General features: G+C 41.1%; 9 protein-coding genes and 3 tRNA genes. 8 read left to right on the top strand and 4 right to left on the bottom strand.

Features of this window, described 5'->3' with window-relative positions; translation table 11 throughout:
* The first annotated feature begins 21 nt into the window (after positions 1-21).
* From Xmir_RS35420 to csdE, 4 genes are all read left to right on the top strand, one after another.
* Positions 22-1278 carry an ATP-grasp domain-containing protein gene (locus Xmir_RS35420; RefSeq protein WP_099114016.1) on the top strand — a complete coding sequence of 419 codons (1257 nt, stop codon included), beginning with the start codon at positions 22-24 and terminating at the stop codon, positions 1276-1278.
* Positions 1271-2485, top strand: a complete 1215-nt coding sequence (locus Xmir_RS35415) for an MFS transporter (protein WP_099114015.1) — start codon at positions 1271-1273, stop codon at positions 2483-2485. Before Xmir_RS35420 ends, Xmir_RS35415 begins: the two co-directional genes overlap by 8 nt.
* A gap of 1 nt (position 2486) precedes the next feature.
* Entirely contained in the window at positions 2487-3599 is a 1113-nt protein-coding gene (locus Xmir_RS35410) for an aminotransferase class V-fold PLP-dependent enzyme (RefSeq protein ID WP_167385957.1), read from the top strand.
* A gap of 293 nt (positions 3600-3892) precedes the next feature.
* Positions 3893-4351 carry a cysteine desulfurase sulfur acceptor subunit CsdE gene (gene csdE, locus Xmir_RS35405; protein WP_099114013.1) on the top strand — a complete coding sequence of 153 codons (459 nt, stop codon included), beginning with the start codon at positions 3893-3895 and terminating at the stop codon, positions 4349-4351.
* Positions 4352-4359: 8 nt separating this feature from the next.
* On the opposite strand, the gene tcdA is transcribed toward csdE, so the two are convergent.
* Both tcdA and mltA read right to left on the bottom strand, forming a co-directional pair.
* Positions 4360-5172 carry a tRNA cyclic N6-threonylcarbamoyladenosine(37) synthase TcdA gene (gene tcdA, locus Xmir_RS35400; protein WP_099114012.1) on the bottom strand — a complete coding sequence of 271 codons (813 nt, stop codon included), beginning with the start codon at positions 5170-5172 and terminating at the stop codon, positions 4360-4362.
* Between the two features lie 72 nt (positions 5173-5244).
* The gene (gene mltA, locus Xmir_RS35395) at positions 5245-6342 is read right to left on the bottom strand and encodes a murein transglycosylase A (protein ID WP_099114011.1); all 1098 of its coding nucleotides are present in this window, start codon (positions 6340-6342) and stop codon (positions 5245-5247) included.
* Positions 6343-6567: 225 nt separating this feature from the next.
* Between mltA and Xmir_RS35390 the strand changes: the two genes are divergently transcribed.
* From Xmir_RS35390 to Xmir_RS35380, 3 genes are all read left to right on the top strand, one after another.
* Positions 6568-6644 (top strand) — tRNA-Met (locus Xmir_RS35390).
* A 122-nt stretch (positions 6645-6766) separates the two neighbouring features.
* Positions 6767-6843, top strand: a tRNA-Met gene (locus Xmir_RS35385).
* Between the two features lie 68 nt (positions 6844-6911).
* Positions 6912-6988 (top strand) — tRNA-Met (locus Xmir_RS35380).
* 150 nt (positions 6989-7138) lie between these two features.
* Here Xmir_RS35380 and amiC read toward each other — a convergent pair.
* Positions 7139-8386 (bottom strand): N-acetylmuramoyl-L-alanine amidase AmiC, encoded by a 1248-nt coding sequence (gene amiC / locus Xmir_RS35375; protein WP_099114010.1) that lies wholly within the window; start codon positions 8384-8386, stop codon positions 7139-7141.
* Positions 8387-8643: 257 nt separating this feature from the next.
* Between amiC and argA the strand changes: the two genes are divergently transcribed.
* Positions 8644-9969, top strand: coding sequence for an amino-acid N-acetyltransferase (argA, locus tag Xmir_RS35370; RefSeq protein ID WP_099114009.1), 1326 nt, complete (start codon positions 8644-8646; stop codon positions 9967-9969).
* A gap of 102 nt (positions 9970-10071) precedes the next feature.
* Here the strand turns inward: argA and recD are convergent, their stop codons facing one another.
* Positions 10072-11961, bottom strand: a complete 1890-nt coding sequence (gene recD, locus Xmir_RS35365; protein ID WP_208620415.1) for an exodeoxyribonuclease V subunit alpha — start codon at positions 11959-11961, stop codon at positions 10072-10074.
* Between the last annotated feature and the right edge of the window lie 2 nt (positions 11962-11963).

The following is an 11963-nucleotide window of genomic DNA, read 5'->3' as shown; positions in this document are numbered from 1 at the left end:
ATATAAGTAAATGGAAAACCGATGAAAGAATATGTCGCTTTAGTTGATGTGTATTCTAGTGGTAATTTTTTACCACGTTTTTTTAAAGAAAATGGGATCTCGCTGATTCATGTACAAAGCACCCCTGAACTGATGCCAACAATGTTAGGGCCTAATCTATCCGAATATGAAATTAACTTAGTTTATAATGGTTGTAATTTAGATGAAATTGTAATTTTATTGAAAGAAATGAATGTGATTGCTATTATTGCTGGGCAGGAACCGGGAGTAATTTTAGCTGATTTATTAAGTGAATCACTTCATTTAACCAATTCAAACGGAACTCAATTATCCAGTTCTAGGCGAAATAAATATGATATGATTGAAACGTTGCATCAAAATAATATTAACGCGACATGCCAAATTAAATCAGCAGAAAAAAATCATATCCTTGATTGGGTGAATAACCAAAGTGGATATCCTTGTGTTGTAAAACCACTAAGTTCAGCCTCAACGGATGGTGTGACTATTTGTTTTAATGAAAAGGATGTTATTGATGCGTGTGATGTTGTTTTAAACAATAAAGATATATTTGGCCTTGATAATAAGGATATATTAGTTCAATCATTTCTTGAAGGTGATGAATATATCGTTGATACAGTAAGTAGTCATGGGCATGTTTATATTTGTGGGATATGGAAATATGTTAAAAAAATGGTCCATGGCGGGAAGAACATATATGACAGAGATGTGTTGATTGATGAGAATAGCGATGAAGCAAAATTATTGGTTGATTATATCTATAAGGTCTTGCCCGCTCTAGGGATAATGAATGGTCCGGCTCACGCAGAAGTGATATTAACTGATAAGGGGCCTGCACTTGTTGAAATAGGAGCGAGACTAAATGGAAACATGGAACCTGATTTTCACGATATTGTGTTGGGTAACAATCAGGCAAGAATAACTTATATTGCCTATTGCTCTCCGGATAGGTTCTTGAAAAATTTTGCAGGTAAAAAATATAGAAAATTAAAAGAAGCATGTGTTTTAAACACATCAACGAAACAGGATGGGATAATAACCGCGATTAATGAAAGTATAGTGAATGAAATTAGAGGGTTGGATACGGTTTTTAAATTAGTAGTAAAATATAGTGTTGGCAGAAAAATATCACCCACTATTGATCTCTTATCAAGTCCACTAAGGATATTTATTTTCTCGGATGAAAAAACAGCTATCGAATTAGATTATAAAAAAATAGATTCAATCAAAGATGGAGTGTATGAGTTAAATGTTTGACACAATAGCAACGATACGAGGATTGAACAAAAAACTTCAATCTTTATTTTTTGCGACGCTTTCATTCAGAATGGGAACGATGGGGTTCCCATTCTTTGCCGCATATCTTATACAGGAAAAATCATTAACTGCCATTCAAGCGGGTGTGTTAGTCGGTGTTTTTGGTGCAGGTGCATTACTTTGTGATCTTATTATCGGCTATTTTATTACAAAATTTGGCTCTAATAGAATTATTGTTTTTTCATTATTGTTTACATCGATGATCTTGTTTGTTATTCCATTCCTAGATTCTTATCATACAATTATTGTATTTTCTTTTCTTTGGGGAATGAGCTATGAGTCTTTTACGCCTGCCGCCTATTCTGAAACAGTTGCAAATTCAGATTATTCAACAAGGAAAATTGCCTTTTCATGTAATAGATTAGCTATAAATATCGGTATGGCAATTGGACCCTTTATAGGAGGGATTATATTTTCTGTCAGTCCTATATCTGTTTTTTTAGTGAATGCAGTTTTTGCTTTATTCTCACTTATTTTTTACCTTTTCTCTCTGAGAGTCAGAACTACTCTTAATAGAGAGCTTGATGACACGGATGATAATATGAAAAAGGAATATGAAGTTTCGGAAGATAGAAAATATCAATCTTCAAGATTAGTGGTTATTCTATCTTCCGTTTTACCTGTACATATTGCCTATGCACTTCCGCCAACCTTTCTTTCTGCCTATATTATAGGCTATACATCACTGCCCAGCTACTTTGTCGGTGTTATTTTCTTTGTTAATGCGTTTCTTGTGATTTTATTTGAGATTCCGATTAATAAAAAAATGAATAATATCAATAGTAGACTTTCATTAGTTTTAGGATTTTTGTTGGCAGGAGGAGGATTCTCATTAATGATCTACGGTCATAGTATTTTTCTTCTAATAAGCGCTACTGTATTATGGTCTTTGGGCGAAATGATAATATTCCCTGCTATCACGCATTATATTAGTGGTATATCTTTACGTGAAACGGTTGATAGAAATTTAGGTTTTTATTCAGCTGGTGTGAACATAGGTATTATGATTACACCTTCTATTGCGTTTTATATGATGGAAAATAAATTTATCTCCCCTTGGCTATTTATTGGGGTGATTTTACTGTTTATTTCTGTTTTTTTGTTTTTGGTAAAGAAAAATAAAATATTGTGGAAGGATAATGCTTAACATGAAAGTACATATGAACACTGCCGGATCGGGTATTATCCATGCTTCCACTCATGAGGTTATGAGTAATTATTTATCTTCAGAGTTTCAAATAGGTAGTTATGAAACTGAGTTGAAGAATGAATTTCTTTTAAAGAATGAAGTTTATAATCATTGTGCACAACTGATAAATTGTGATCCAAAAAACGTCGCTTTGTTTACCAGTGCAACAGATGCCTGGATTAACATTATGAGAATGTTATCAGTTAAAGAAGGAACAGAAATATGGACTAGTGATTCAGAATATGCCGCTAATATTATATATTTCTCATTTTTATCCAAAAAATACAATTTAAAATTACGAAAAATCCCCTCTAATCCAGATTTTACTCTTAATCTCGAATGGATGGAAAATAACTTATCGGATAATGTTTCTATTGTCAGTATTACACATATTCCATCATGCTGTGGGATTGTCAATCCTATTGAAAAAATTGGTGATATATTAAAAAATAAAGACACAACTTATATTGTTGATGTATGTCAATCAATAGGTCAACTGCCTGTTGATGTGAAAAGAATTCAATGTGATCTTTTAACCGGTGCCGGCCGCAAATTTTTGCATGGCCCTAGAGGGGTGGGTTTTGCATTTATTTCAGAAAAATTATTACGTAAACTTAACTATGACTTTTTTGACCTACATGCAGGTTATATCGAGAATTTTAATTCGTATTTGACTGTCAATACTGCAAAAAATGTTGAAAAAACAGAAAGGAGTCTTGTTTCTGTTTGTGGTTTCAATAATGCGTTGAAAATAAGAGTGAATGATAGTGATTATAATAATGAAAGTTTCACATTTTTTTTTGAGGAATTAAAAAAAATTAAAACGATTAAAGTTCTTTTCCCTGATTCAACGATACAAGGAATAGCAGCCTTTCAATTTGAACACTGCCCTGCTTCTGATGCGGTGAAAAAATTAAGAGATCAAGGCATTAATTTATGGGAAGGAACGGCGCAACATACCCCATTTTTAGCCCCTCATCTGTTACACAGTCAATTTGTACGGGCTTCTTTTGATAAAAGATTAACAATTTATGATATTGAAATTGCGTTAAACGCAATTAGAAAAATATAAAGTGTTTTTTGATAATAGGTATATTTTCTCAAAGTGGAAGTAGCTGGAGTTATGTGTTTGTATGAAAATCATACTCTATTGGCAGTACCAACAATGGCTAAAAAACACTCTTTTTTGACAACGAATAAAACTCATCAATTTTTCCTTTTTCGCATAACTGATTATTGAAGTGGGAAGCCTCTCCCGATACAGTCACCGGAAATGCTAATTCATCATAGCAATGATAACTGCTATGATCCTGAAACCTCATCCAGAGAAAATCAGTAACAAACTCACTGCAAGATAAAAAACCGATGACACAACTTTCAGACAGCATCCTTGCTCCGCATCCATTCGGAACAGAGATTACAGAGCAACAACTCATTGAAAACTTCCGGCAATGTAAGTTGTGGGAAGATCGCTACCGACAGCTAATCGGCCTTGCCAGAAAACTGCCACCTTTGGCGGATAAACTAAAACAGCAGAATATTGAAATGTCCGGTTGTGAAAACCGTGTTTGGTTGGGGCATCAATTGCTTTCAGAGGGCTGCCTGCATTTTTACGGTGACAGCGAAGGCCGCATTGTTAAAGGGTTATTAGCGGTTATCCTGACGGCGGTGGAAGGCAAAACACCTGAGCAGGTTTTGCAGACACCTTTGGCCGAGCTATTTCAACAACTCGGCCTGGAACAACAACTGAGTGACTCACGGCTCAATGGTGTGAAATCCCTGATTAACACCATTCAGGAAATCGCGCACACTTACACGAATTAGTCCCTCTATTACAGCGCCTTTTCCCGTTCGGCTTTTGCCACCATCTTTTTCAGTGCGTGGGATACAGCAACAAAACCAAAGGTCGCCGTAACCATCGTTGCGGCACCAAAACCAGAAGCACAATCCATTCGTTTGGAACCATCCGCCGTGCTCTTGGCAGCACAAACCGTACCGTCAGATTGCGGATAAACTAACTGTTCCGTGGAAAAAACACAGTCAATGCCTAATTTTCCTTTACCGTTTTTCACTACGCGATAATCCGATTTCAGGCGCTCTTTCAATTTCGCTGCCAGCGGATCTTGTACTGTTTTCGCCAAATCCACCACCTGAATCTGGGTAGGATCAAGTTGTCCGCCCGCTCCCCCCGTCGTAACAACAGGGATCTTATAACGACGGCAATAAGCCAGTAACGCCGCTTTTGGCCGTATGCTATCAATGGCATCAATGACATAACTGAATCCTGTAGACATCAATTCAGCGACATTATCAGGCGTGACGAAATCATCAATGCACGTCACTTGGCATTCAGGATTAATGGCCCGTATCCGCTCGGCAATGACTTCCGTTTTCGGCAATCCGACATTTTGTACCAACGTATGCAACTGGCGGTTGGTATTAGTGATGCAAACATCATCCATATCAATCAGCGTGATAGCACCAATGCCTGTGCGCGCCAACGCTTCTGCGGCCCACGAACCGACACCGCCAATGCCGACAACACAAACATGGGAGCGGGCAAATAATGAAAGTGCTTTCTGGCCATATAATCGAGCCGTGCCAGCGAAACGTTGGAGATAAGCATCAGAGAGAGAAACTTGCATCGCTAAATAAATCCTGCATAAAACCTATCTCTATCGGGATAGGTTATCGATTGATGATTTTAGGAGGGGATCTTACTGGTTTGCCGCTAAAAAACCAGATAAGGCTTTCTTCAATACCCAAACACGGCCATAGTGATTATAAAACCCTGCCATTTCCCCCGCTTTTTCACCGACACCATGATAAATGTCGAAATGATGCCCTTTAATGGCGCCACCAACATCCAATGCCACCATCAACCGCATGCGATACTGTCCGGTAAATTTACCGGATTCATCCAACACAGGAACTTCCGCCAGCAATGCGGTCCCCGGCGGGATCAATGTCTTATCAGATGCCACCGAAGCTTTTGCAACAAGAGGGACAGCACTGGCTCCCCTGACAGGGGTATAAGACTCAGGTTTAAAGAAAACAAATGAAGGGTTCTGTTCCAGCACCTCTCTCACTTTAGCTTCGCTGTGCTGTTCTCCCCACAGACGAATCGCTTTCATTGACATTTTGTCACTGGGGATTTCTTTACGGTCGATCAGCACCTTGCCAATACTGCGGTAGGCATGCCCATTTTTTCCCCCGTAACCAAAAAAGGTCAATGGTTGACCATCACCAAAATTGACGTAACCACTTCCTTGCACTTCCATCATAAAATTATCCATCAGGGAATTACTGTACCCGATGATAAATTTTTTGTTCAACGCCCCGCTGTATATTGCTGCGCGATTGGGTAAACGAAAACGCGATTTCGTTGGCATACTGTACAGCGGATATTTGAATTCCCCTTGCTTAATATGCCGGGCTTGCAAAACGGGCGTGTAATAACCCGTAAACTTCACATTACCGTAATTATCTCCGCCTTCCATCTGATAGGCGAGTAAACCAAACTCATTTAAATGGCGAGTATCACCACCGGATAACATCCAATTTTCGATGGCTTCGAATGTTTCACGGTGACTGTTATACAAGCGGGGAGAAGATGTACTGATATATTTAACTTGGGTAGCAAAATCTTTGGCATTAACCGGGCTACCCTGAGCATTAGGCATGTTAACCAATTGGAGATTTTGGGTAATCCGACCATCTTTATATTGCTGAGCCTGATCTGTCGGACGTAAATGACAGCCCGATAATGACGAGATGACAAATCCACATAAAAGATATTTGCCCCAGTGCTTCATATTTCTGCCTTATTTTCTTACCATTACTATCTGACGATGAACAATATCAAACACCAATAAATAATAAAATGTAGTTAGAAAAAATAGCTTATAGTTTTTCAACGCACATAGAACAAAAACAAAACAACAAGAATGCTTTTTAACCAAAAAACAAACAAATTCAGTAAATATCAATAAAAAAACTTGCAACCACGCCGTTCAAGAGTATAGTGTGCCGACATCAGACGCGGGGTGGAGCAGCTTGGTAGCTCGTCGGGCTCATAACCCGAAGGTCGTCGGTTCAAATCCGGCCCCCGCAACCAAATCTACGCGAGAATATCATTTATTAACAGATGATTCAGCATAGACACAATCTAGCAGTAAAGAATGTTATCATTCAGTATTTGCACTCACTATTGATAGTCAAAGTTTGCAAATAGACGGACGCGGGGTGGAGCAGCCTGGTAGCTCGTCGGGCTCATAACCCGAAGGTCGTCGGTTCAAATCCGGCCCCCGCAACCAATTTTGTATGATGTCATCATTAAGTATTTGCACTCATTGTTAATAATCAAAGTTTGCAGATAGACGGACGCGGGGTGGAGCAGCCTGGTAGCTCGTCGGGCTCATAACCCGAAGGTCGTCGGTTCAAATCCGGCCCCCGCAACCAATTTTCTTTTTATTAATACTTCCTTTTATTATTTCCTTAATCTTCATCTCTTATTGCTTATCTGGTTTTCACAGCCGTTCCCAACGCTTATTTAAAATTTTTTAAGTCTGGCTATTTTAAGTCTGGATATAAGTATCTAAGGCGGATATTTCACCGCCGTGCCAATTCTGCGCCACTTTTAAAATAAGCCTTAATGCCAGCAAAAATAGATTCCGCTACTTGTTGCTGGAATTTGGCTGTCTTAAGTTTACGCTCTTCTTCCAAGTTGCTGATAAACGCAGTTTCCACCAAAATGGAGGGAATATCTGGCGCTTTCAATACTGCAAACCCCGCCTGATCGACACTATTTTTATGCAGCTTATTAATTTTATTCATTCTCTTGAGCACTTCATCACCAAATTTCAGGCTATCGTTGATAGTCGCGGTCTGAACCAAATCCAGCATAGTATGATCCAAATATCTATCACCGCTTTTACTCACTCCCCCAATCAAGTCCGCCTCGTTCTGGGTCTGGGCCAGAAAACGGGCAGTATTACTGGTTGCTCCCTTAGTTGACAACGCAAATACGGATGAACCACGGGCAGAGCGGTTCGTAAAGGCATCCGCATGAATCGAAACAAAGAGATCAGCCTGCATTTTACGCGCTTTTGCCACCCTGACTTTCAACGGAATAAAGACATCTTCGTTGCGAGTCATGTAAACTTTCATGCCAGGTTCACGTCTTATAAGCGCCTGTACACGACGAGCAATTTGTAACACAACATCTTTTTCGCGGGTTTTATATTTTCCAATCGCCCCTGAATCTTCACCGCCGTGCCCCGGATCGAGCATAATTACAATTGGCCTGTCTTTTCCGGCCTTACCAGGTTTGCGTGTTTCCGCAGGCAAGTGTCTTTCCAAGTCCCCGCTGTTGTACTCTTCAAGCAAAGCCTGTAAAGGATCATCATCCACAGCAGCGGCCTTTTTCGGATAAAGATCTAATACCAAACGGTGCTTAAATTTCGCAATCGGTGGCAATGTAAAAATATGCGGAGAAATTAGCTGCTTAATTTCAAAAACCAAACGCACCGTTTTAGGATTAAATTGTCCGGCTCTCACCACTTTCAGGTAAGGATCGCGTCGCTGAACCTGTGTTCCCATGCTGCTCAAAACGCTATTAAGCTGGACACCCTGTAAATCGATAACAATGCGATTAGGATTTGAGAGAGAAAATTGGCGATACTTGAGTGGAATATTAGACTCCAACGTCACTCTGGTATAACTTGATGCAGGCCAAATACGAACAGCAACCACTTTTGAATTTGCTGCCTGGCCGATAGGGCTAATACTCAACAGCCATACAGCGGCTGCGCCTTTCAACAGACGACGACGTGAAAAATTATAGTCTGAATGACTCATCGTTTATTCCATTTAAAAACAACCAAACGCAGTAATCTTTACCCAACATATAATCTTTAACCAACATAATAGTCAGGCGGGAACTCTAATTAATTAACGAATCGCTGTCATCAAAAAAAGCATTTTTTGCTCTCTCAAGTTATTTATACCAATATAAATAATAACGTTATTTTTATCCATGTTTCCGCTTGCCATTTCCTTTCAAAAAGAATAAAAATACAAAAAATTCGAATAAAAATTCAATCGGAGAGGGTTTCATGAGAGAGCGCAGTACCGAATTGGTTGAAATATTCCGGCACTCGGTTCCATATATCAATGCACACCGAGGTAAAACCTTTGTCATTATGTTGGGAGGTGAAGCCATCGCCCATGATAATTTTTCCAATATCGTCAACGATATTGGATTACTGCATAATTTGGGCATTCGTTTAATCGTCGTGTATGGTGCTCGCCCACAAATCGAACAAAATATTGCCGAACACAATCACCAACCGTTTTATCACAAACACACCCGGGTAACTGACGCCAAAACGCTGGATTTGGTCAAACAGGCTGCCGGTCTGTTGCAACTGGATATTACGGCGCGTCTTTCCATGAGCCTGAGCAATACCCCATCACAAGGCGCACATATTAATGTTGTCAGCGGTAATTTTATCATTGCCCAGCCCCTGGGCGTCGATGATGGGGTCGATTATTGCCACAGTGGCAGAATACGCCGTATTGATGAAGATGCCATCAACCAACAATTGGACAATAATGCGATTGTATTAATTGGGCCTGTTGCCGTTTCCGTTACGGGAGAAAGTTTCAACCTGACAACTGAAGAGATTGCAACACAACTGGCAATTAAATTAAGGGCGGAGAAATTGATCGGTTTTTGTTCATCACAGGGCGTGCTTGATGCTGAAGGCAATACATTATCAGAAATGTTCCCCAATGAAGGAGAAAACCGCCTGCATGAATTGGAAAACTCCGATGATCACTATTCAGGAACAGTGCGTTTCTTGAGGGGAGCCATCAAAGCCTGTCGCCGTGGCGTTCGCCGCAGTCATTTGATCAGTTATCAGGAAAATGGTTCGCTGATTCAGGAGTTATTTTCCCGTGAAGGTATCGGTACTCAAATTGTTATGGAGCGCTCCGAACAGATTCGTCGTGCCAATATCAATGACATTGGCGGCATTCTTGAGCTTATTCGCCCATTGGAACAACAAGGCATTTTGGTGCGTCGCTCACGGGAACAATTGGAAATGGAGGTTGATAAGTTCATGTTGATAGAACTTGATAACGTCACCATCGCGTGTGCGGCTCTGTATCCTTATCCTGATGAAAAAATCGGGGAAATGGCCTGCGTTGCCGTACATCCAGACTATCGGAACTCTTCCCGGGGTGAAATACTGCTAAATTCCATTATCAATCAGGCTAAACAAACAGGGTTAGAAAAAATCTTTGTGCTTACAACTCGCAGTATTCACTGGTTTCAAGAGAGAGGGTTTGAACCCGCAGGCATTGAAACACTGCCAGTAGAAAAACAGGCTCTGTATAACTACCAGCGCTGTTCCAAGATCTTAATGCTGAATTTATAGCTCCATTGATTTTGTATACGGAAACTTTACTCAGATTACCCTTAATTTAATTGACTCCGGTTATATTGGCCTTGGTGATAACAACCTCGGCCAATACCTGTTTCACGGCTGATTTAGCCATTCTGCCAACCCACTTCGGCGCTGTGTTGCCGTAGCCACAGCCTTATCCAACACGGGCTTATGGGCATAAAGGGTTAATTTTTCTCGTGCCCGAGTCAGTGCGGTATACACCAATTCCCGGCTGACTATCGGTGAATATTGGGTCGGTAATACCAATGCAGTATGTTCAAATTCTGAACCCTGAGATTTGTGCACCGTCATCACATAAGCCGTTTCATGTTGTGGTAATCGGCTCGGCTGAAACCCTTTGATCTGCCCATCCGATAACTGAAAATAAGCTTTCAGTTCATTCTCCTGATTCCTGAGCATAATCCCGATATCGCCATTAAACAGTCCAAGGGTACTGTCATTACGTAATATCATGATCGGACGCCCGGAATAACCCCGATTCTCGATATTTCTGGGTAGCGTTATAATTCCTTTTCTGTGCAGCAGTTGCTCCACTCGCTGATTTAACCCCATAACCCCAAACGGCCCTTCCCTTAATGCACACAATAACCGAAAACGGTTAAACTCCGCCAAAATGGCTTTTTCTGAAGCCCGTTGCTGCACCATCGCCAAATATGAGGAGTAACCCTCAGCAGTTTCAGTCAATAAACGCTGATAATCTTCATCCCCTGAAAGAGGATTAAAGGATACATCGGGAAAAGGTTGCTTCAATACCGCAGATACTCCGGCACGATTTCCCTGATTAACTGCCGATGCCAGCCTTCCAATGCCAGAAGCCGAATTGAAACGATAACTTTTACGTAACAGACATAAACAATCCTGCACGGCGAAAGGTTTATCATCAGCATGAGATATAGAGTGTGACATAAAATAAGGCATTAACTGGCACCCGGTTAATCGCCCCAATTGTTCCGTACGTTTAGCGCTATATCCCTGTTCAGCGAAGCGGCAAATATCCCCCAATACCGCTCCGGCTTCGACCGACGCCAACTGATCTTTATCCCCCAGAAAAATCACTTTTGTCCGCGATGGTAACGCATCAATCAAATGTGCCATCATCGGTAAATCCACCATAGAGGCTTCATCAATGATCAAAATATCAAGGGCAAGAGGGTTATTGCGATTATAACGAAGCTTCTGGCTATCAGGTTGTGCGCCCAGTAAACGATGGGTGGTTTGCGCCTGTTCTGGAATGCTACGCCATTGTTCCGGGGTCAAAGCCAATTTATTTACTGCTTCCCTGAGAGACTCAGTTAATCTCGCCGCCGCTTTACCCGTTGGCGCTGCCAATTGAATGCTCAATTGCTGCCCTTCATGCAGTTTTATCAAGGCAACCAGCAACTTAGCCACTGTCGTTGTTTTTCCTGTTCCCGGCCCACCAGAAATAACCGAAATACGGCTTGTTACCGCAACGGCCGCCGCTACTTTCTGCCAATCGATCTCCCCTTCAACAGTGACACCGAAAAGCTCATCCAAAATGCGGCGTAACTGCATTTCATCAGGAACATCAGTCAATTCAACAGTGGCAAAGAAACCTGCCACACGCCGTTCACTTTGCCACATACGTTGCAAATATAAACGGTAATCAGAAACATTCTGTAACGAAAGGATGATCGGCGCAGGAAACTCCCCCGTACTCACTGCCGGACATGCCTGCAAAGCAGCAATAATCTGCTGTTGATCAGGCTCCCCCGTTAAAGACCAAAGCGAAGCGGCTAATTCTGGCTGCCTGCCTTCAAATAAATATTTCGGGGAAATCCGTTCGAGGGGTAAACAAACATGTCCCGCGCCTGATTCGGCACTTAACAAGGCCGTAATCAGCAATAAAAGAGGATTTTCATCTTCAATCATCGCATAAGCAAACTGCACATCCAGCGGGCGCAACAATTTCTGGCTCACGGCGTGTTGCAATAATGACTTCATGG

It is taken from the genome of Xenorhabdus miraniensis, assembly GCF_002632615.1.
Note: the sequence above shows the minus strand (reverse complement) of the source record. Positions and strands in the feature narration are given on the sequence as shown.

What these genes read in the sequence shown, in the direction of transcription:
- tcdA (WP_099114012.1), bottom strand. Translation starts at nt 5,172, where the DNA reads ATGCAAGTTTCTCTCTCTGATGCTTATCTCCAACGTTTCGCTGGCACG.
- Xmir_RS35410 (WP_167385957.1), top strand. Translation starts at nt 2,487, where the DNA reads ATGAAAGTACATATGAACACTGCCGGATCGGGTATTATCCATGCTTCC.
- recD (WP_208620415.1), bottom strand. Translation starts at nt 11,961, where the DNA reads ATGAAGTCATTATTGCAACACGCCGTGAGCCAGAAATTGTTGCGCCCG.
- Xmir_RS35415 (WP_099114015.1), top strand. Translation starts at nt 1,271, where the DNA reads ATGTTTGACACAATAGCAACGATACGAGGATTGAACAAAAAACTTCAA.
- mltA (WP_099114011.1), bottom strand. Translation starts at nt 6,342, where the DNA reads ATGAAGCACTGGGGCAAATATCTTTTATGTGGATTTGTCATCTCGTCA.
- argA (WP_099114009.1), top strand. Translation starts at nt 8,644, where the DNA reads ATGAGAGAGCGCAGTACCGAATTGGTTGAAATATTCCGGCACTCGGTT.
- Xmir_RS35420 (WP_099114016.1), top strand. Translation starts at nt 22, where the DNA reads ATGAAAGAATATGTCGCTTTAGTTGATGTGTATTCTAGTGGTAATTTT.
- amiC (WP_099114010.1), bottom strand. Translation starts at nt 8,386, where the DNA reads ATGAGTCATTCAGACTATAATTTTTCACGTCGTCGTCTGTTGAAAGGC.
- csdE (WP_099114013.1), top strand. Translation starts at nt 3,893, where the DNA reads ATGACACAACTTTCAGACAGCATCCTTGCTCCGCATCCATTCGGAACA.